Below are 20,710 nucleotides of genomic sequence, written 5' to 3'. Positions count from 1 at the left end.
TAGCCCGGCGTCCGGCGCGGGAGGTAGGGGGAGTAATCCGCAGATTTCGCGGTTCACCCAACCAACCGGCCAGGGGCTGGGGCCGTTTGAGGCAACTCTAGAGCGGATCAGCGCTCCGGCCTAGGGGCTTTCTGACATGAGGTCGATAAGGCGGCCTCTGGCCAATCCGCGCAGGTGGCACGTGCTCCGGAACCGCCACCAAGGGTGCTACGACGGTCGCCCGCCCGGCCCGCCGCGCAGCTCCTCCACGTCGACCGAGCCGTCGATCACCGCCGTCGCGACCTGGTCGACCGGCAGTTGGCGCCGGCGCGCGTACTGGCGCATCGTGTGGAACGCCTGATCGGCCCCGGTGTTCCAGCGCTCGGCGAGCATGCCCTTGGCCTGCTCGATCCGTACGCGGCTGGCCAGGGCCCCCTGTAACTGCCCGGCCAGGGTGCGGTACCGCGCGTACATCCGGTGGTTCCGCAGTCCGACGGCCGTCGCGTCGGCGAGCACCTGGGCCAGCCGCACGCTCCCGTGCTCCTCGGGCGGAGAGGTGCGCTCGGGCAGGGCGGGCAGCAAGACGTTGAGCGCGCCGAGCGGAGTCTCGCGGTGGCGCAGCGGGACCGCGAAGGTCGCGGCGATGCCGTGGCGCAGCGCCCGCTCGGTGAAGTCGGGCCAGCGGGCGGTGGCATGGGCGACGCTGATCGAGACGGGCGCGACCGGCCGTCCCGTGCCGTAACTGTCCAGACAGGGTCCGCCGAGGTGCTGGACGGCCAGCAGATCGAGCGCCACCTCCCGCTGTCGGCTGCTCACGGCGAGCGACACCGGCTCACCGCCCTCGATCAGCATGATCCCGGCGGTCCGGGCGCCCAGGAGCTCCACACAGTGGTCGGACATCCCCTGGAGATATCGCTCGGTGTCGAAACTGTCGGACAGTGTGTCCGACGCCTCGATCAGAGCTGATGCAAGGAGCGATTCCCGGGTACTGAGGTGCATGTGACCTACCCCGATTCCATTGCCCCGCGCCTCCCGTCCGAGCCTACGGGTGCCCGAAGGCCCGGGGCTGTAACAGCTCTCCACCAAGGGTTGGGTGATCTCGTGGGCGAGGCGGGACCTATGTCAGGATTGACCCTTCGGACAGTGCACCCGAGGGGGAGTTGGATGTACGGCAGCAGGCAGGCCGGGGCACGGGCGTCCGTGGCGATGGCGGGGGCGGCACTGCTGCTCGCGGGGTGTTTCTCCTCGGGGGGCGACGGCGACGAGAACGACGGCTCCGGTGCCAAGGTCACACAACAGCCCAAGGACTCGGACCCGTTCTGGGTCAACCCGGACGGGAACGCGGCGGCGCAGGTCGCCACCTATGCGAAGGCGGGCAAGGACGAGGACGCCGAGCAGATCCGCAAGATCGCCCAGCAGCCGACGGGTGAGTGGATCGGCGCGGAGAACCCCGAGCAGGAGGCGCGCGGCTTCACCGAGGCCGCCGAGAAGGCCGACCGGGACGCGATCCTGGTCCTCTACAACATCCCGCACCGCGACTGCGGCCAGTTCTCGCAGGGCGGCGCCGCCGACGGCAACGCCTACCGGACCTGGATCGAGGGGGTCGCCAAGGGCATCGGCGACCGGCCCGCCACGGTGATCCTGGAGCCGGACGCGGTGCTGCACCTGGTCAACCAGTGCACCCCGGAGGAGTTCCACGAGGAGCGCTACGACCTCCTCAAGGGCGCCATCGGCGCGCTCAAGGCACTGAAGAACACCAAGGTGTACGTGGACGCGGGCAACGCGGGCTGGGGCCACCCCGACCAGATCTTCGAGCCCCTCAAGTGGGCGGGCATCGAGGCGGCGGACGGCTTCTCGGTCAACGTCTCCAACTTCTACTCGACCAAGGACTCCATCGCGTACGGCAAGCAGCTCTCGGAGAAGGTCGGCGGCAAGCCCTTCGTCATCGACACCAGCCGCAACGGCAACGGCCCGTACACCGCGGGCGAGGCCGACGAGAACTGGTGCAACCCGCCGGGCCGGGCGCTCGGCGAGACGCCGACGACCAAGACCGCGGATCCGCTCGTCGACGCGTATCTGTGGGTCAAGCGGCCGGGTGAGTCGGACGGCGAGTGCAAGGGCGGCCCGAAGGCGGGCCAGTGGTGGGCGGACTACGCCCTGAAGCTGGCCAAGGCTTCCAGCTAGTCGGTACGTGAGTGGGGGCGCCCTCCGCGAAAAGCGGACGGCGCCCCCAGTCGCGTACGGGCTAAGGCACCTTCACCCACCGCGCCTTGCTGGGTGTCCCCTCGTCGTCCGTCACGAAGAGCATGTACCAGCCGGACTCCACCAGGTTCCGGTTCTTCGGCACCGTCACCGTGACGCCGTCCGCCGTCTTCTCCAGGTCCAGGGCGATGGACCGCTGGTCGGTGTCGGTGACATGGGTGGAGGCGCTCGGCCGGATCAGCCGGGCCGTCTTGATGGACGAGGCGTGCTGGGTCTTGAAGGTCCCCGAGGCGCCGCGGGCGATCGTCTCCGGGCCGCCGGAGAGCGTGGGCTGCGAGCCGTGGAACAGGTACGGCGGCGTGTAGATCTCGATGCGCTGCTCGAACACGCCGGGCTTGGTGTTGCCCTCGTCGGCGTACAGCGAGTCGGAGCCGAAGAACATCACGCGGCCGTCGGGCAGCAGCAGCGAGCCCGAGTGGTAGTTGCGGCCCACCAGCGGGTCGGCGACCCGGTTCAGCTCGCCCGACTTCGCGTCGTAGATCCGCGCCTGGAGGATGTTGGAGTCGCCGCGCCCGCGGTAGTCCTCCGAGCCCCCCGAGATCAGTACCGAGTCGTCGGGGAGGATCGAGGACTGCGGATAGCGGGTGCCCTTCTCCAGAGACGGCCCGTCCACGAACGCCGGGTCGTCCGCCAGCAGGTCGATGATCCGGGTCTTCTCGCTGGACCTGTCGGACTCACCGACCCCGCCGCCGCCGATGACCATGTACTTCTCGTCCTGCGCGGGCGGCAGCAGCACCGTCCCCGAGGTCTCCAGGAGCTTCGGGTCGCTCATGCCCTTCAGCTTGGTGAACTTGTTGGTGTCCACGTCCCAGATGCCGGGGTCGCGGCCCACGTCGTCGGGGCCGTACCCCGCGTTCGAGCCGGAGTAGAAGAGCTCGCCCGACTGCATCAGGGAGATCGCCGGATAGGTCGGGAACTGCCGGATGCCCTCGGTGTACGTCCACTTCTTGGTCTTCGGGTCGAAGACCTCGTTCTTGCCGGGGACGAGCTGGCCGATCTCGTCCAGGCCGGAGAGGCTGAGGACCTTGCCGTCCGAGAGGGTGGTCAGCGTCGGGTACCAGCGGGCCTCGTTCATCGGGTCGACCTTGATGTACCTCTCGGCGACCGGATCGAACTCGTAGGCGTCCTTGATCCCCTGGAAGTCCTTCTTGTCCAGGGCGAGCTTCTCCGCGATGCCGTACGTGTTGCGGGCGTCGGTGCCGGTCAGGCCCTGGACGCGGTAGTTGTCCTGGGTACCCGTCTCGTACTGGGTGCCGCTCTTCTGCGCCTCGACGTAGATACGGCCGAGACCGGGGTCGTTGCGCAGGAACACGCCGGTGTCCGGGTCGAAGACCTTCTTGGCGCGCGGGACGAGCACCGGGTCCTTCGAGACGAACGTCCTGCCGTTCTCCTTGCCGGTGAACTTGGTGCCCGCGGGCAGGGTGATCGGCTCGTCCGGGTTCTCGTTGTGCACGACCATCAGGCCGCCGGCCTTGGTGACGTCACCCTTCATCTTCTCGTAGCGCTTGGTGCCGCCCGCGATCAGCAGATTGCCGTTGGAGAGCTGGGTGTGGCCGGTGCAGAAGAGGTCGGCCGGCGTCGGGACCTTCTTGATGGTGCCCTTGACCGGGTCCCAGATCCGGGTGTCGAACTTCTTCGCGTCGAAGTTGTCCTGGTTGTTGCCGGAGCCCGCGATCAGCAGGATCTTGCCGGTGTGCAGCAGGGCGGCGTGGATCGTGTTCTGGCGGAACTCCTCGGGGAAGTCGACGACGTCCCAGTGGCCGTTCGCGGCCTTGTACTCCGACTTGTTGATCTTGTACTGGTGGTACTGCTCCGTCCCGAAGCGATACAGCCACGGGCCGTTCATCCCGGCCAGCGCGATGACCACCGCCGCACCGATCGCAAGACGACGGGCACGGCGGCGGCTGGCACCGTCTTTCATTTCTTATGTCCCCCAAGGGAAATCTGCATGGTCTGGTCGTTCCCGCTGTTCGAGGCGGCCCAGTGCGGCTTGTGCTGCGGTGCGTGCGGGGCGTGCTGTTCCTGCTGGGGCACCGAGGCCTCTGGCGGCAGCGCGGACTGCGGCGGCAGCGAGGCCGGCCTGGCGTGCGCCCCCTTGGGCTTCTTCCTGTCCTGCCGCATCGACCAGCGCCAGGCGAAGATCGGCGAGGCGGTTATCAGCAGGGCGAAGGTGGCCCAGATGATCATCGCGGGGTGGGCGTGCCCGAGCACGAGGCCGGCGGTGATCGAGCCGGCGAAGACCAGCATGAAGAACAGATGGATCCGGAAGGTCCCGAACAGGGTGTCGGGGCTCGCCGAGTCGCCCTTGGGGGTCACCACGAACTTGCTCTTGCGGCGCAGCGCGGCGTCCATCAGCGACCGGGCGTAGATCGGCGCCGAGAGGGCCGACATCATCATGCCCGCCACGCCGCCGCTGCCCTCGGGCTCGTGCGGCGAGACGTTGTGACGGCGGTTCCAGATGTAGAGCCCGATCTGCAGCGCGGACGCGTTGCCGTACAGCATCAGCCAGACCGTCGGGTCGATGTTCACACCCGAGGCGCCCAGGCCCAGGAACAGCGCACAACTCAGCGCCGCGAGAATCCAGTTCAGGGCCGACATCGGGTAGAAGATGATCATCATGGTGTAGTTGAAGAGCTTGCTCGGCGGCAGCGAGTACCAGCCCTTCCAGTACTGCTTGAGGATCGTCTCGTACGTCCCCCGCGACCAGCGGAGCTGCTGGGTGAAGAAGTCCGTCCAGGCGTTGGGGCCCTCGCCGACCGCGAGCACGTCCGGCGTGTAGACCGAGCGCCACTTCTTGCCGGTGGCCGGGTTCTTGGCGCGGTGGATCTCGAAGCCGGTCGCCATGTCCTCGGTGATCGAGTCGTACAGACCGCCGATCTGCTTCAGCGTCTTGATGCGTACGGCGTTGGAGGTGCCCACGAACATCGGGGAGCCGTAGGCGTTGCCGGCGCGCTGGATCAGGGCGTGGAAGAGGAACTGCTGGGACTCGGCGGCCTTGGTGATGACGTTGTCGTAGTTGCCGTAGACCTGCGGGCCGATGACGAAGCCGACGTCCGGGTCGCGGAAGAAGCCGAGCATCCGCTCCAGGTAGTTGGGCAGCGGCACGTGGTCGGTGTCGACCGAGGCGAAGAAGTCGTAGTCGCCGCCGTGCGCGTCCAGCCAGGCGTTGTAGTTGCCGTGCTTGGTCTTGGCGCGGTGCGGGCCCTTGGCCTGGTTCCACTTCGCGATGCCCTTGCGGGAGAAGTGGTGCACACCCAGGCGCGCGCAGACCTCCTTCACCTCCGGGTCGTCGCCCTCGTCGAGGAGCCAGATGTGCAGAAGGCCCCGGTGGCGCAGCTTGACGGCCGCCTCCAGGGTCTTCGTCACCATGCCGAGGGGTTCCTTGCCGGGCACGAAGGAGGTGAGGAAGGCGACCTTGGTGCCGGTCTCGGGCACCACCGGGATGGGGTCGCGGGCGACCAGGGTCGCGTGCGCGTTCGACAGCACGTTCATGCAGCGGAAGAACTCGATCAGGCCGATCGAGACCAGCATCACGATGTCGAGCGCCGGCAGGAAGTCGTACGCGGGGTAGTCGCGTTCCGTCCAGTGTGCGGGCTGGAGCAGCCAGACGAGCAGGACCACCGAGAGCAGCGGCGCGGCACCCAGCATCAGGGCCGCGCGTATGCGGTGCGGCTCCTGGGACAGGAGGGTGCGGTACTGCACCTTGTACGGCTTCGTCGGGTCGGGCTGGGTGAGGGGCCCCGAGAGCCGGCTGTAGTGCTCGTAGTCGTATCTCGGCAGAGTCTTCTTGATTCTGCGGAAGCCACCCGTCCGGTGCGAAGGCACCCTGAGCTGTGTTGTCTCGGACGGGTCGAAGTCCGGTCGGGCGCCCGTCGGCGTCGACGTCATGAGTCATCCCCCCGCACGCGGATGTCCGCGTGTTCGTCGGTTCAGTCGTCCGGTCGGGTCCCCCTCGACCGTCCCGGACGCATCACTGGCAGGCCAGCGTCACCACATCATCTCCACCACAGAGACATGGAACGACGACCTTCCGGTTGCATGATGCCCCCCTCGGCATCTCTTCATGAACCGGGGCCCCCGCCCCCGTCACATCTGCAACCGACCTTGCCCCCAACTGTCGGGTATCGACAGTCCCTCGAGGCCCAGGGTTCTACGGCTTACATCATGATCGCAAGATGCGAAACGCGGTGTTAACCGGTCATACGCGCTATTTGGGACGTGTGTGCGACCAAGGATTTGTTGTGGCATATGACGGAGGACTCCTCGCCACGGCGAGGAGTCCTCCGGTCGGTGCGCCGCCAGGGACTCGAACCCCGGACCCGCTGATTAAGAGTCAGCTGCTCTAACCAACTGAGCTAGCGGCGCGCGCTGACCCGAGAACTCTACCCCGCCGGGCAGGGTGCCCCGGACCGCCCGCGCACCGCGCGCGGCGCCCGGACCTGGCCTTGTACATCATTCGGACCGTCAACATGCGACACCGGACGACAGTTGAGAAACTGGCGCCTGTGCAGAAGCGCGGAGATTTCGACCTGGAGTGTGAGGGGAATCGCATGAAGGCTCCGGTATTCGAGGAATTCGATGCCGTGAGTGACTGCGACTGCCCCGGATGCGCGCAATGGCGACGCATCATGCCCTATTCATCCTCTCCTTCCTCTTCCCGTCCCTCTTGCCTTTCCCCGGCCCGCGGTCCGCTGGGCGGTACGGGGGCCCGCAGGGCCTTCGTCCTGGCCGCGGCGGCGGGCACCGTCCTCGGCGCCGGTCCGCCGATGACGGCGGTCGCGGCCGCCCACGGAGCCGCCCGGCCGGGCGTCGCCGCGGCTGACGACGGACCCGACACCCCCCAGGGCGGCAAGGCCCCGCTGCACGGCCCGGCGGGCAGGCCGTCCACCGCCGGAAAGCCCGGCACCGTGTCCAAGGCGCCCGTGACCACCCGGGCCGAGATCATCGACCGGGCCAAGGTCTGGGTCGACGCGGAAGTGCCGTACAGCATGAGCGCGTACTGGTCGGACGGCTACCGGCAGGACTGCTCCGGCTTCGTCTCGATGGCCTGGAACCTTCCGGGCAACGAATGGACCGGCAGTCTCGACACCGTCAGCGTGCGCATTACCCGCGAACAGCTTCAGCCCGGCGACATTCTGCTCTTCCACAATCCGGCGAACCCGGAGAAGGGCTCGCACGTCGTTGTTTTCGGCGGCTGGACCGACTACACGCACACCTATTACGTCGCTTACGAGGCGGCGCCCCCGCACGCCCGGAAAAGGACCACTCCGTACGCGTACTGGAGCAACTCGGACCGCTATCTGGCGTACCGCTACAAGGGACTGGAGGAGAGCGCGGGAGGAGCCGAGCCGGCGGAGCCGCAGCCGGTGAACCGCTACCCGGGGGCCGCGTACTTCGGGCCCGGCGCGAACAACAAGTACGTCACCCAGCTCGGCCGGCTCCTCGTGGAGCGCGGCGCGGGCCGCTTCTACACCTCGGGTCCCGGCCCCCGCTGGTCGACCGCGGACCAGCGGGCCACCCAGGCGTTCCAGCGGGCGCAGGGCTGGACGGGGGCGGCCGCGGACGGACTGCCGGGGCCGCTGACTTGGTCGTACCTGGTGAACAGGACCGGCAGGGACATCCCCCCGGCGGGCAACCCCGGCCCGCCGCCGGCCCACGGCCCGGGCTCCCCCGCGCCCCAGGCGCCCGGCTATCCGGGGCGCGGGATGTTCCGCCCAGGGGCGGCCAACGCCCATGTCACCGAGCTGGGAAAGCGTTTGCTCAAGAAAGGGTTCGGCAAGTACTACACGTCGGGCCCGGGGCCGAGCTGGGGCGAGGCGGACCGGCGCAACGTCGAGGCGTTCCAGCGGGCGCAGGGCTGGCGAGGCGGGGCGGCCGACGGCTACCCGGGACCGGAGACCTGGCGGCGGCTCTTCTCCTGACGCACGGACGCACGGACGCACGGGCGCACGGGCGCACGGGCGCACGGACGTATGGGCGCATGCAGGCACGGACGCATGGATCCGCGACCTGCGACCTGCGACCTGCGACCTGCGACTCGCGGCCCGCGGAGGCGCCGGCACACGGACTGGCGCACGGTCCGGCGCACGCACCCCTTGATCACACTTCCACGCGCGGAGGCATGGAGGCTCGTATGAGTACGACGACGTCACACACCCCGGAGTCCGAAGGGCCGTCCTCCCGGGCGGCCGGGCCGCAGTCGCCACCGGAGGGCGGCGGCACGCGCGCAACCCGGCTCATCCGCAACGAGGCGACCACCGAGATTCCCGTCCACCTGCTGTTCAGGGACGATCCCGAGCCGGTGTCCGTCCCGCTCGCGCCCGCCGTCGTGGGGCGGCGGCGCGGCACGGGGGAGCAGCCGCGCATCCGGCGTCCGCTGCCCGGCAGGGCGCCGCGCCCGGTGCCGGAGATCGACCCCGAACTGGTGGAGCGCCCCGCACGAGTGCTGCCCGGAGCGGCGGGAGTGCTGGCCGGGGCCTGTGGGCTGGCCGGATGTGTCCTCACCTCGTGGTGGGCGGGCACCCTGCCGTCGCCGGTGGTACAGGCGCTCGAGCTTCCCGGGCACGGCGGCGCCGGGCTCGGACCGGCGCAGTGGGCGGCGTACGCGGGGGCGGGCGCGCTGGGGCTGTTCGGCTTCGGCGGTCTCGCCCGGGGCCGGACCGGGCGGGCCTGGGTGCTCGGACTGTTCGGGCGCTACCGCGGCACGGTGCGGCGCACCGGACTCATGTGGGTCAACCCGCTGGTGCTGCGCCGCCGGGTCGACGTCCGGCTGCGGCACTGGCGGAGCGAGCCGATGGCCGTGGTCGACGCGAACGGGGTCGCGCTGCGGGTGGTCGTGCTCGTCGTCTGGCGGATCAGGGACACCGCGCGCGCCACGCTCGGGGTGGAGGACCACGAGACGTATCTGCGCGAGTGCGTGGAGGCGGCGCTCTCCCGGGTGCTCTCGCGGCTCCCGGCCGAACTGCCGCCCGCCGTCGTCAAGGACGCGACCCTGCGCAACACCGAGGCGGTCGGCGAGGCGCTGACCCGGCTGGTGGCCGCGGACACGGCGCCGGTCGGCCTGGAGGTGTTCTCGGCGCAGCCGACGAGGATCGAGTACGCGCCCGAGGTCGCCGCCGTGATGCAGCGCCGCCGGATCGCCGCGCTCGACGCCCAGCACCGCGACACCGTGCTCACCTCCGTCGTCGACTCGGTGGAGGACACGGTGACCCGGCTGACGGTGCGGGGGCTCGTCGAACTCGACGACTACGAACGCAAGGCGCTGGTCAAGGACTTGACGGTGGCGTTTTACACGGGCCGCAGAGAATCGTCCACCTGATTGGTATGGACATGTTCAACAACGGGCAATAATCTGGGACTTGGTCTAGACCTGCAATATCGCGCGCACAGCTCATGTGAACCTCCCCCACGTCCTCAGGAGCGGCAGGATGCGCATACGTGCGACCAGGAAAGCGAAGATGTACGCGGGCATGGTCGGCCTCGCCACGACGGGAGCGCTCGTGCTCTCCAGCGGCGGTGCCAGTGGTCACGGCTACACCGACCTGCCCCTCAGCCGTCAGAAGATGTGCCAGAACGGCACGGTGACCAACTGCGGCAACATCCAGTGGGAGCCCCAGAGCGTGGAGGGCCCCAAGGGCTTCCCCGCGGGCGGAGCGGCCGACGGCCAGATCTGCTCGGCGAACCACACCGAATTCGGGCAGCTCAACAGCCCGACGACTCCCTCGGGCGGCGCCTGGCCGACGACCAGGGTCACCGGCGGTGCCAGCTACAACTTCCGCTGGCAGTTCACCGCCTCGCACGCCACGACCGACTTCAAGTACTACCTGACCAAGCAGGGCTGGAATCAGAACCACGCGCTCGCGCGCTCGGACCTGAACACCACGCCGTTCCTCACCGTCCCTTACAACAACGCGCGCCCGCCGTCCACGATCTCGCACAGTGGCACGATCCCCACTGGCAGGACCGGACACCACGTGATCGTCGCGGTATGGACGATCGCCGACACGGCGAACGCGTTCTACTCCTGCTCGGACGTCACGTTCTAGACGTGCCGGGCGGGACCGTCCTGAAGGGAGCCTCGTTCTCTGAGGCTCCCTTGAGCCGCACACCCTTCCCCGGCGGGTAGGTTCCCCGCACGCCGGTATGACCGTGCCGGCGTGCGAGGAACGCACGAGAGCCGGGGATCGCGATGGACGTGTTCTTCTACGCCGTACCAGGGCTGATCATCGCCATGGCCGCCCTCATGGCGGTCAGGATCGTCCGCCGCTCGGCGGAGCTGCGGCGCGCCTGGAACAGCGGACTGACCGCCGAGGCGCGCTGTCTGCGCTCGTACACCACGACCAGCGGCGGCGGTGGCGACACTTCCGTGTCCACCACCCTGCACCACGTCTACGAGTTCCGGACGAGCGGGGGACGGGCGGTCCGCTTCGACGAGAGCAACGGCCCCTCGACGGTCGTGGAGGGCGATCTCGTCACCGTGCACTACGCGGCCGAGCGCCCCGAGAAGGCCACCGCCCACGCGCCGAGCCCGGTCAAGGCCGCCGCGGGCACGGTCGGCGTCCTGGTCCTCCTCGGAGTGGTCGCCGCCGTCTGCGTCGGCTTCATGGTCACCTTCCACACGGCCGTCTCCGAGGATCCCTTCGCGGGCATGCCCTGAGACCTGTCCGGCCGCCGCGAGACTCCGCACCCGCGAGTCTCCCCATCTGACGGTACGTCAATTATGGTGCGCCCTCATGGGATCCACTAGGCGTACCGTCGCGGAGCTCGTACAGGAACGGTGGAACGACCACCGGCCGGGGCTGTGGTTCGAGGGTCAGGTCCTGAGCCATCACCGGGTGGCGGCGGGCGCCGCGGCCCGGGCGGCACTGCTCGCCGACCTGCTGCCGCCGAAGACCGACCCGCCGCACCTCGGCGTGCTGCTCGACAACACCCCCGAGTACCCCATGTGGCTGAGCGCCGCCGCACTCGCCGGTGCCGCCGTCGCCGGCATCAACCCGACCCGGCGCGGCCCCGAACTGGCCCGCGACATCCTGCACACCGAGTGCCGCGTCCTGATCACCGAGCGGGCCCACCTGCCCCTGCTCGACGGCCTCCGGCTCCCGGGCGTACGCGTGCTGGTGACCGACACGGACGCCTACGCCGACCTCCTCACGCCCTACGGGGGCACGAAGCCCGACGCCTCGACGGCGACCCCGGAGCACCGGCTGCTCCTCTACTTCACCTCCGGCTCGACCGGCGCCCCCAAGGCCGCGATCTGCACCCAGGGCAGGCTGGCCGCCGCGGGCCAGTCGCTGGTGGACCACTTCGGGGTGCGCCGGGAGGACACGCACTACATCTGCATGCCGATGTTCCACGGCAACGCGGTGGTCGCCGACTGGGCGCCCGCGCTGGCGGCGGGCGCGGGGGTGGCGCTGCGGCGGCGCTTCTCGGCCTCCGGATTCCTCGCGGACGTACGGGCCTGCCGGGCGACGTACTTCACCTACGTGGGACGCGCCGTGCAGTACATCCTGGCGACCCCGGCCCGCCCCGACGACCGCGACAATCCGCTGCGGACGGGCTTCGGGACCGAGGCGGGCGCCGTCGACGCGGCCGCCTTCGAACGGCGCTTCGGGGTGCGGCTCGTGGAGGGGTACGGTTCCTCGGAGGGCGGCGCGGCGATCCAGCGCACGTCCGGGACCCCGGCCGGGGCGATCGGACGGGCGGCGCCCGGCGACGACCTGGCCGTGGTCGACCCGGTGACACGGCACGAGTGCCCGGCCGCCGTCTTCGCCGGGGACGGACGACTCCTCAACGGAGCCGACGCGATAGGGGAGTTGGTGAACCGGGGCGCCAACCCCTTCGAGGGGTACTGGCGCAACCCGGACGCGGATGCCGCCCGGCAGCGCGACGGCTGGTACTGGACAGGCGACCTCTTCTACCGCGACGCCGACGGATACCTGTACTTCGCGGGCCGCACCGACGACCGGCTGCGCGTCGACAGCGAGAACCTCGCCGCCGCCGTCATCGAGAACATCCTCGCCCGCTACGAGGGCGCCGCCGCCGTGGCCGTCTACGCCGTGCCGGACGCGGTCGCGGGCGACCAGGTCATGGCGGCCGTCGCACTCCGTGAGGGAGCCGGGTTCGATCCGCTCGCCTTCGGTGAGTTCCTGCTGTCCCAGCCCGACCTGGGGACCAAGATGGCCCCCCGCTTCGTCCGGATCGTGGAGCGGATGCCCGTCACGGCGACGAACAAGGTCCACCGGGTGGGGCTGCGGCGCGAGGGCTTCAGATGTGCTGACCCGGTGTGGTGGCGGCCGCCGGGGGAGTCCGCGTACCGGCCGCTGGCGGAGCCGGAGATCGAGGAGCTGGTCGCCGAGTACCGGGCGCGCGGGCGCGAGGAGTTGCTGACGAGGTAGGGCCCGCCCCACCCCCGGTGCACCCGCTGCGCGTATGGTCCCGGGCGTCCGGCGCCGCCTACCGTGAGCCCATGATCCGTTCGGTGCGGTACCTCGTCGGCGGCGTCCTGGCCGGCGCCCCGCTGCTCGTCGGGATGCTGCTGCTCGGCATCGCCGGGGCCGTGCTGACCCCCGTACTCGTCGGGCTGCCGCTGCTGGCCCTGCTCGCGCTGACCGGCGTACCCGTCGGGATGCTGGAGCGGTGGCGGCTGCGGCTCCTCGACCCGGCGCCGGTACCCGCGCCGCACCGCACGCCGGAGGAACCCGGCCTCGCCGCCTGGGCCAGGCTCCGGTTCACCGAGCAGGCGACCTGGCGCGAACTGGCGTACGCCGTCCTGCTCGCCGTCGTGCTGTGGCCGCTGGACGCGGTGGTGCTGACCTGCGCCCTCGGGATCCCAGGCGCCCTGATCGGGACGCCGCTGCAACTCGCGCTCACCGGCGGCGAGACCCGGACCGCCAAGCTGTGGGTGGTCGACACGTACGGGCAGGCGTTCCTGTGCGCGGCCGGCGGGATCGTCCTCGTCCTCCTGCTCCGCCGGCCGCTCGTGCGGTACGCCCGTGCCCGCGCCGCCCTCACCCGGCTGCTCCTCGCGCCGCGCCCGGCCGAGCAGCGGCTCGCCGACGTGACGAGGTCGCGGGCCCGCCTGGTGGCGGCGTTCGATGCCGAGCGGCGGCGGATCGAGCGGGATCTGCATGACGGGGCGCAGCAGCGGCTGGTGGCGCTGGGCATGAGGCTGGGTCTTGCCCGGCTCGACGCGCCGCCCGCGTTGGCGGAACAACTCGCGGAGGCCCACGCCGAGGCGGACCAAGTCCTGGTCGAGCTGAGGGAGTTGATCAACGGTATCCATCCGCAGGTGCTCGCCGACTACGGCCTCGGGGACGCGATCGCCGACGCCGCCGACCGTTCCGCCGTGCCCGTGGAGGTGGACGTGGAGCTGCCGAGGTTCGCCGAACCCGTGGAGTCCGCCGCGTACTTCGCCGTGCGGGAGGCGCTCACCAACGTGGGCAGGCACAGCGGGGCGGGGCGGGCCCGGATACAAGGGCGTTACCGGGAAGGCCGGTTGAGGATCGAGGTGCGGGACGACGGACGCGGGGGAGCCGAGCCCGGATCCGGCTCCGGGCTCACCGGACTCGCCGACCGCCTCGCCGTGCTCGATGGAACACTGGCCCTCGACAGCCCGCCCGGTGGGCCGACCGTCCTGACCATGGAGATCCCTTGCTGAGAGTCGTGCTCGCCGAGGACAGTGTGCTGCTGCGCGAGGGGCTCGTGGGACTGCTGAACCGGTTCGGGCACGAGGTCCTCGCGGCGGTCGGTGACGCGGACGCCCTGCGCGACGCCGCCTCCGCGCACCACCCCGACCTCGTCATCACCGACGTACGCATGCCACCCGGCTTCCAGGACGAGGGCCTGCGCGCGGCCCTCGCGCTGCGCGAGGCGAACCCACGGCTTCCCGTGCTCGTCCTCAGCCAGTACGTCCAGCGCGCGTACGCCGCCGAACTCCTCGACACCGGGGACGGCACCGGCGTCGGCTATCTCCTCAAGGACCGCGTCGGCCAGGTCGAACAGTTCGCCCAGGCGGTGCGGCGGGTCGCCGAGGGCGGCACGGTCGTGGACCCCGAGGTCGTACGGCAGTTGCTGCGCCGCCGGCGCGATCCGCTTCAGGCGCTCACTCCGCGCGAGCGCGAGGTCCTCGGCCTGGTCGCCGAGGGGAGGTCCAACAGCGCGATCGCCCGCGAACTGGTCGTCACCGAGGCCGCCGTGGGCAAGCACATCGGCAACATCCTGGGAAAGCTGGACCTGCCCCCCGCCCAGCACACCCACCGCCGGGTACTGGCGGTACTGGCCTATCTCCGGGGCTAGGGGGTGTCGTCCGGATCGGCCCGGGTCCGCGACGCCTGGCACGGCACCTCGCCGCGTTGTCGCTTCACTGAGTACGCCCGGTACGCGGATGACGCTCCGCCTTGCGACGCACCGCACCGGACGCCGCGGCCTGATCCGGGCCGATCCGAACGACACCCCCCAGCGGACCAGTGCCCACCGGCCTGTCCGTGCGGCCGGCCGACTCCCGCGCACCCGGAGGAATCCCCATGGGCGAACGGGGGGAGGATGCACCGGACAACCGCGTCGGCGCCGGGCGCTTCCGCATAGGCGGTTGTCATGTGCCTGCCTGTAGTGATCACCCTCAACACCACCCGAAAGGCACCCATGTCCCCCACGCATGACCCCGCGCACGAGCCCGAGTACGACCGCCGTCACAGCGACGACCTGCTCACCTTCGTCAGGGCCAGTCCCTCGCCGTACCACGCGGTGGCGAGTGCCGCCCAGCGGCTGGAGAAGGCGGGCTTCGAGGAGCTGCGCGAGACGGACGACTGGACCGGTGCCGAGGGCGGCCGCTATGTCGTACGGGGTGGCGCGCTGATCGCCTGGTACGTCCCGCGCGGCGCCCCCGCCCACACGCCGTTCCGGATCATCGGCGCGCACACCGACTCGCCGAACCTGCGGGTCAAGCCCTCGCCCGACACCGGCTCGGCGGGCTGGCGGCAGGTCGCCGTCGAGATCTACGGCGGGGTACCGCTCAACACCTGGCTCGACCGCGACCTCGGCGTCTCGGGGCGGCTGGCGCTGCGCGACGGGTCGACCCGGCTGGTCCGCGTCGACAAGCCGCTGCTGCGGGTGGCACAGCTCGCCATCCACCTGGACCGGACCGTCAACGAGGGCGTCGCCCTGGACCCGCAGCGCCACATGACCCCCCTGTGGGGACTCGGCGCAGGCGAACCGGGCGCCCTGCTCGGCCGGGTGGCCGCGGAGGCCGACGCCGACGGCTCCGAGGTCCTCGGCTGGGACCTGATGCTGCACGACATTCAGCCGCCCGGATACCTCGGCGCGGACGAGGAGTTCGTCGTCTCCCCGCGCCTGGACAACCTGATCTCCGTGCACGCGGGTGTCACCGCCCTGGTCACCGCCGCCACCTCCCGGCCGCCCGCGCACATTCCCGTACTCGCCGCCTTCGACCACGAGGAGGTCGGCAGCGGCTCGGAGTCCGGCGCCCAGGGGCCGCTCCTGGAACGGGTGCTGAGCCGTGGTGTAGCGGCCCGCGGCGGCAGCGCCGAGGACGGGAACCGGGCCCTCGCGGGCGCCTTCTGCGTCTCCTCCGACATGTCGCACGCCGTCCACCCCAACTACGCCGAGCGCCACGACCCCGACCACCGGCCCCTTCCCAACGGCGGCCCCGTCATCAAGGTCAACGTCAACCAGCGGTACGCCACCGACGGCACCGGAGTCGCCGCGTTCGCCGCCGCCTGTGAACGGGCCGGAGTGCCGTGGCAGCCCTTCGTCTCCAACAACGCCATTCCGTGCGGGACCTCGATCGGCCCGATCACCGCGGCCCGCCTCGGCGTCGCCACCGTCGACGTGGGCGTACCGGGACTGTCGATGCACTCGGCGCGCGAACTGTGCGGGGCGCGGGACCCGGGGCTGCTCACCCGGGCGCTCACGGAGTTCGTCACGGCGGGCTGAGCCCGCCACCCGTGTGAACCCGGCGGGTGCCGTACATGCGTGAAAGGCCCCCCACATCGTGGAGGGCCTTCATCAGTTGTGCGCCGCCAGGGACTCGAACCCCGGACCCGCTGATTAAGAGTCAGCTGCTCTAACCAACTGAGCTAGCGGCGCATGACTCTCGCCTCCCGCACTCGGCGGGCTGCGACAAAAGAAATACTACCTGGTCCGCGCGGGTGCTCCCGACCACGCTCCGACCGCTGTACGCCGCCCTACAGGGCCATGGAAAGGAGCACGGGAGCCGCCCCGCGGTTCAGCGAGTCCGCCGCTCGGCGCAGCCGGTGCGCGTGCTCGACGGGGAGGGACAGGGCGAGGCAGCCGACCAGGGAGCCGGCCGTGATCGGGACCGCCGCGCAGACCGTGCCGATCGCGTACTCCTGGAGGTCCAGGACCGGGACCGTCGGCGGCTGGGCGCCGAGCCGGGACAGCAGCAGCCGTTCGTTCGTGATGGTGCGCGAGGTGAGGCGGGCCATCCTGTGGCGGGAGAGATGGTCGCGGCGGCCGTCGTGGTCGAGCTGGCCGAGCAGGCTCTTGCCGATCGCGGTGGCGTGCGCGGAGGAACGGAAGTCGACCCATTCGTTGACCGCGGGGGTCGCCGGGCCGTCGGCGTACTGGGAGATGTGGATCTCACCGTCGACGTACCGGCTGAGGTAGATCGCGGCGCCGACCGTGTCGCGCAGCCGGTCGATGGTCTGCTGGACCTTCTCCCGCAGCGCCTGGTCGCGCTCACCGGCGGAGGTGAGACGGCGCAGGGCGGCGCCGCTGACGTACGCACCGTCGGCGCCCTGCTCCACGTACCCCTCGCGGCGCAGCATCCGCAGCAGCGTGGCCAGGCGGTCCGTGTCGAGTCCGGTACGGCGGCCGATCTCGGCGTCGAGGACGCCGGAGGAGTGCTGTGACACCGTCTCCAGCACGCGGAGTGCGTCCTGGGGCGAGTGGTACGGCGCGGTCGGCTCGTGCTTCAGCGCCACGGTCTCCCCCTGGCTTCTGGGCCGTTTTTCGGACAGCTGAGCTTTCACCACGATAGCCGTCAACGTGCCTGCTGTGCGGTTCCGTTGATGAGATCGGTGGCGCGTCCCGTGCCCCTCGGCAAGAACGCGCCACACCGGCATATGCCAAGCTCATGGCGCGCAAGGCATGCCCCACGATCCGGACCTCAGGCCTTCCCGAGTGCGCCGTGCTCACTCCCCGCAATCACAGGACCGCGCTGAGGAATTCCCGGGTCCTTTCCTGGCTGGGATCGGTGAAGATCTTCTCCGGTGAGCCGGACTCGATCACGCGGCCGGAATCGAACATCAGCACCTGGTCCGAGATGTCCCGGGCGAAATTCATCTCGTGGGTCACACAGAGCATCGTGATGTCCGTGGTGTGGGCGATGTCGCTGAGGACGTCGAGGACGCCCGCGACCAGTTCGGGGTCGAGCGCGGAGGTCACCTCGTCCAGGAGCAGCACCTGCGGCCGCATCGCCAGCGCCCGGGCGATCGCGACCCGCTGCTGCTGGCCGCCGGACAACTGGCTCGGATAGGCGTCGCACTTGTCGGCGAGACCGACCAGGTCGAGCAGTTCGCGGGCACGCGCCTCGGCCTCGTCCCTGGACATGCCGAGGACGGTGACGGGCGCCTCCATGATGTTCCTGAGCACCTTCATGTTCGGGAACAGGTTGAACTGCTGGAAGACCATCCCGATCTTCTTGCGGACCTCGCGGATCTCCTTCTCCCCGGCCGGGAAGAGCCGCTCCCCGGCCACCGTGATCGTGCCCTCGTCGGGCTGGGCCAGCGTCATCAGCATCCGCAGGATCGTCGTCTTGCCGGATCCCGAGGGCCCGATCAGGGTGACGTGCCTGCCCGTCCGGACGGAGAAGTCGAGCCCGTCGAGGACGGTGTTGTCCCCGAAACGCTTGGTCACCTTCTCGAAGCGGATCAGCTCCGTGGGAAGCGACTCCGTGAGGTTCTCGGGCTTCTCGGGCACCACGCGGTCGTCGAGCCTCTCGGGGTTCTCCGTCGTCGTGGGGATCTCGAGGATCGTGGGGTTCGCGGGGATCTCGGGATTTTCGGGAATTGCCACAGCGTCAGCGGACAAGACGTCGCTCCAATGCTCGCAGGAGGAGGGAGGCCGGATAGGAGATGAGGATGAAGGCCACCCCGATGACCGTCAGGGGCTCGGTGAACTGGAAGTGCTGCTGCGAGAAGAGCCGCGCCTCACCGAGCATGTCCAGCACGGTGATCGCCATCAGCAGCGGGGTGTCCTTGAGCATCGAGATGACGTAGTTGCCCAGCGCCGGCACCACCCGCCGGATGGCCTGCGGCAGGATCACCGCGGTCCAGGTGCGCGTCCGGGGCAGGCTGAGCGCCGTGGCCGCCTCCCACTGGCCGGCCGGCACCGCCTCGATACCGGCCCGGTAGACCTGCATCGTGTACGTCGAGTAGTGCAGCCCGATCGCGACCACACCGGTGGTCAGCGCGGAGAACGTGATGCCCCACTCGGGCAGTACGTAGAAGAGGAAGAACAACTGCACCAGCAGCGGGGTGTTCCGGATGAACTCCGTGACGACACCGACCGGCCGGCGCACCATCCCCCACGCCCGGCTTCGCTCGCGCGGGGGGACCTCCATGCTCGGCGTCCGCATCAGCAGCGCCCACACGAGCCCGAGCGCGAAGGAGATCACCGAGCCGAGGGCCGTCGCCTGGAGGGTGACCAGCAGCCCGTCCCAGAAGTGCGGCATGAAGTCGCCGACAGCGCTCCAGTCCCAGGTCATACGGCACCTCCGCCGACTCCGGTGGTCTCCGCCCGGCGCGGCTCACGCCGGGACACACCACGCTCCGGTGCCTTTCCGACCCCGGCCTTCAGCCGTTTCTCCAGACCGCGCATGAGCCGCGTGAGGAGGAAGGCGATCACGAAATAGATCAGCAGGACGTACGTGTAGATCTCCGCGCTCTCCTGCAACGCCAGCCGCACCAGGTTGCCGCTGAACGCCAGGTCGCCCATCCCCATGACCGAGACCAGGGCGGTGCCCTTGAGCAGCTCGATCAGCAGGTTGCAGAAGGAGGGGATCATCTCGGGTATCGCCTGCGGCAGCAGGATCAGCCGCAGCCGCTGCCAGGGCGTGAAACTGAGCGCGATACCGCCCTCGCGCTGCGCCGGGTCGACCGCGTTCAGGGCGCCGCGCACGATCTCGCTGCCGTACGCGCCGTACGTCAGTCCCAGCGCGAGCGTGCCCGCCCACATCGGCACCAGCTGCCAGCCGAAGGCGAGCGGCAGCACGAAGTACACCCAGAAGATCATGATCAGCGCGGAGGTGCCGCGGAACACCTCGGTGTAGAAGCCCGCGAGGAAGCGGACGACCCACAGCCGGTGGGCGCGCGCGATGCCCACGACGAAGGAGACGGCACCGGCCAGCAGGGCGCTGAAGAACAGCAGTTGGACGGTGACCCAGATTCCCTCGAGTACCAGTTCCCAGAGTCCTGAGGTCATCCGCCGCAGAGCTCCTTCGCGGTCATGCCGGTCATCTCGGCCTTGGTGAAACCGAAGGGCCGAAGGATGCGGAACAGCTCGCCGGTGTCCTTCAGCTTCCGCAGCTCCACGTTGAAGGCGTCCCGCAGGTTCGTCTCGGCCGGCCGGAACGCGAAGCCGCCGCCGTCGACGTGCGGCTTGCCGCCCACCAGCGGGGCGAACGCCTCGGTGCTCTCGGCCTTGGAGGACTTCTTCACCACTTCACGCGTGGTCAGCGCGGTCCCCGCGAAGACGTCGGCGCGCCCGGCCTCGACCGCGTTCAGCCCGGCCACCTGGTCCTGCACGATCAGGATGTCGCTCTCCTCGTACCCGGCCTCCACCGCGTACTGGATCTCGGCGTAGCCGGTCCCGGTCGCGAACTTGGCCCTGGCCTCGACGACGTCCCTGTAGTTGTGCAGGTTCTTCGGATTGCCCTTGCGCACGATGAACGCGTCGAGCATCTGGTAGTCCGGGTCGGAGAAGATCACCTGCGCACAGCGCTCGGGGTTGATGTACATCCCGGCGGACACCACGTCGAAGGTCTGCGACTGGAGCCCGGGGATGAGCGAGCCGAACTCGATCGGAACCGGCTGGACGCGATCCACTCCCAGCCGCTTGAAGATGACCTTCGCGAGCTCCGGAGCCTCACCGGTCAGCTCACCGTCCGTGTCGATGTAGCCGAACGGGATCTCACCGGCGATACCCAGCCGTACGACGCCCTGCGCCCTGAGCCGGTCCAGCAGGTCACCGCCGTCCGTGCCGGAGGCCGTGGCGACCCTGCTGCAGCCCGTAGCGCCCAGTGCTCCGGCGGTACCGAGCGCCGATGCGCCGACGAGCAGCGTCCGCCGGCTCGGCCATCGTTTCTCGTCGTCCTTCGCGTCCTTCGTGTCATTCGCAAGTGGTGGAGCCATGGCGGCGCTGCTACCCGAGGCGATGCGAGCCATGCGGATCGATTTGAGCCCCGTACGGCCCTTGCGCCCCCGACGCCCCC

17 protein-coding genes and 2 tRNA genes are annotated in these 20,710 nt (G+C 70.0%); 9 read left to right on the top strand and 10 right to left on the bottom strand.

Going from position 1 to position 20,710, the window contains the following annotated elements:
• Positions 1–207: 207 nt before the first annotated feature.
• A complete protein-coding gene (locus ACIBLC_RS07410; RefSeq protein WP_399209775.1) occupies positions 208–978 on the bottom strand; it encodes an ANTAR domain-containing response regulator in 771 nt (256 codons plus the stop codon).
• A 165-nt stretch (positions 979–1,143) separates the two neighbouring features.
• Between ACIBLC_RS07410 and ACIBLC_RS07405 the strand changes: the two genes are divergently transcribed.
• Positions 1,144–2,163, top strand: coding sequence for a glycoside hydrolase family 6 protein (locus ACIBLC_RS07405; protein WP_399209774.1), 1,020 nt, complete (start codon positions 1,144–1,146; stop codon positions 2,161–2,163).
• Positions 2,164–2,224: 61 nt separating this feature from the next.
• Here the strand turns inward: ACIBLC_RS07405 and ACIBLC_RS07400 are convergent, their stop codons facing one another.
• The 3 genes from ACIBLC_RS07400 to ACIBLC_RS07390 form a co-directional block, all read right to left on the bottom strand.
• Positions 2,225–4,162 carry a galactose oxidase-like domain-containing protein gene (locus tag ACIBLC_RS07400; protein WP_399209773.1) on the bottom strand — a complete coding sequence of 646 codons (1,938 nt, stop codon included), beginning with the start codon at positions 4,160–4,162 and terminating at the stop codon, positions 2,225–2,227.
• Entirely contained in the window at positions 4,159–6,129 is a 1,971-nt protein-coding gene (locus ACIBLC_RS07395) for a glycosyltransferase family 2 protein (protein ID WP_399209772.1), read from the bottom strand. The genes ACIBLC_RS07400 and ACIBLC_RS07395 overlap by 4 nt, the downstream gene beginning before the upstream one ends.
• A gap of 403 nt (positions 6,130–6,532) precedes the next feature.
• A tRNA-Lys gene (locus tag ACIBLC_RS07390) sits at positions 6,533–6,606 on the bottom strand.
• A gap of 185 nt (positions 6,607–6,791) precedes the next feature.
• Here ACIBLC_RS07390 and ACIBLC_RS07385 point away from each other — a divergent pair.
• The 8 genes from ACIBLC_RS07385 (at position 6,792) to ACIBLC_RS07350 (ending at position 16,191) form a co-directional block, all read left to right on the top strand.
• Positions 6,792–8,162, top strand: coding sequence for a peptidoglycan-binding protein (locus ACIBLC_RS07385; protein WP_399209771.1), 1,371 nt, complete (start codon positions 6,792–6,794; stop codon positions 8,160–8,162).
• A 212-nt stretch (positions 8,163–8,374) separates the two neighbouring features.
• Positions 8,375–9,559: an SPFH domain-containing protein gene (locus ACIBLC_RS07380; RefSeq protein ID WP_399209770.1), complete on the top strand. Its 1,185-nt coding sequence runs from the start codon at positions 8,375–8,377 to the stop codon at positions 9,557–9,559.
• A gap of 109 nt (positions 9,560–9,668) precedes the next feature.
• Positions 9,669–10,286, top strand: coding sequence for a lytic polysaccharide monooxygenase (locus ACIBLC_RS07375; RefSeq protein ID WP_399209769.1), 618 nt, complete (start codon positions 9,669–9,671; stop codon positions 10,284–10,286).
• 143 nt (positions 10,287–10,429) lie between these two features.
• A complete protein-coding gene (locus ACIBLC_RS07370) occupies positions 10,430–10,897 on the top strand; it encodes a DUF3592 domain-containing protein (protein WP_399209768.1) in 468 nt (155 codons plus the stop codon).
• Positions 10,898–10,973: 76 nt separating this feature from the next.
• A complete protein-coding gene (locus ACIBLC_RS07365) occupies positions 10,974–12,635 on the top strand; it encodes an AMP-binding protein (protein WP_399209767.1) in 1,662 nt (553 codons plus the stop codon).
• Positions 12,636–12,706: 71 nt separating this feature from the next.
• Positions 12,707–13,897: a sensor histidine kinase gene (locus ACIBLC_RS07360; protein ID WP_399209766.1), complete on the top strand. Its 1,191-nt coding sequence runs from the start codon at positions 12,707–12,709 to the stop codon at positions 13,895–13,897.
• The gene (locus ACIBLC_RS07355; protein ID WP_399209765.1) at positions 13,891–14,535 is read left to right on the top strand and encodes a response regulator; all 645 of its coding nucleotides are present in this window, start codon (positions 13,891–13,893) and stop codon (positions 14,533–14,535) included. Before ACIBLC_RS07360 ends, ACIBLC_RS07355 begins: the two co-directional genes overlap by 7 nt.
• Before the next feature lie 345 nt (positions 14,536–14,880).
• Positions 14,881–16,191 (top strand): M18 family aminopeptidase, encoded by a 1,311-nt coding sequence (locus ACIBLC_RS07350; protein WP_399209764.1) that lies wholly within the window; start codon positions 14,881–14,883, stop codon positions 16,189–16,191.
• A 79-nt stretch (positions 16,192–16,270) separates the two neighbouring features.
• Here ACIBLC_RS07350 and ACIBLC_RS07345 read toward each other — a convergent pair.
• The 6 genes from ACIBLC_RS07345 to ehuB form a co-directional block, all read right to left on the bottom strand.
• Positions 16,271–16,344 (bottom strand) — tRNA-Lys (locus ACIBLC_RS07345).
• Positions 16,345–16,442: 98 nt separating this feature from the next.
• Positions 16,443–17,201 carry an IclR family transcriptional regulator gene (locus tag ACIBLC_RS07340; RefSeq protein ID WP_399209763.1) on the bottom strand — a complete coding sequence of 253 codons (759 nt, stop codon included), beginning with the start codon at positions 17,199–17,201 and terminating at the stop codon, positions 16,443–16,445.
• 223 nt (positions 17,202–17,424) lie between these two features.
• A complete protein-coding gene (ehuA, locus tag ACIBLC_RS07335; protein ID WP_399209899.1) occupies positions 17,425–18,201 on the bottom strand; it encodes an ectoine/hydroxyectoine ABC transporter ATP-binding protein EhuA in 777 nt (258 codons plus the stop codon).
• Positions 18,202–18,298: 97 nt separating this feature from the next.
• Complete coding sequence (ehuD, locus tag ACIBLC_RS07330; RefSeq protein ID WP_399209762.1) at positions 18,299–18,985, bottom strand: ectoine/hydroxyectoine ABC transporter permease subunit EhuD; 687 nt, start codon at positions 18,983–18,985, stop codon at positions 18,299–18,301.
• Positions 18,982–19,701 carry an ectoine/hydroxyectoine ABC transporter permease subunit EhuC gene (ehuC, locus tag ACIBLC_RS07325; RefSeq protein WP_399209761.1) on the bottom strand — a complete coding sequence of 240 codons (720 nt, stop codon included), beginning with the start codon at positions 19,699–19,701 and terminating at the stop codon, positions 18,982–18,984. Before ehuC ends, ehuD begins: the two co-directional genes overlap by 4 nt.
• Positions 19,698–20,630: an ectoine/hydroxyectoine ABC transporter substrate-binding protein EhuB gene (gene ehuB, locus ACIBLC_RS07320; protein ID WP_399209760.1), complete on the bottom strand. Its 933-nt coding sequence runs from the start codon at positions 20,628–20,630 to the stop codon at positions 19,698–19,700. Before ehuB ends, ehuC begins: the two co-directional genes overlap by 4 nt.
• Positions 20,631–20,710 lie beyond the last annotated feature (80 nt).

Origin of the sequence: Streptomyces sp. NPDC050535, assembly GCF_044457665.1 — a bacterium.
GTDB lineage: Bacteria > Actinomycetota > Actinomycetes > Streptomycetales > Streptomycetaceae > Streptomyces.
This window is presented reverse-complemented; position numbering and strand designations above follow the sequence as displayed.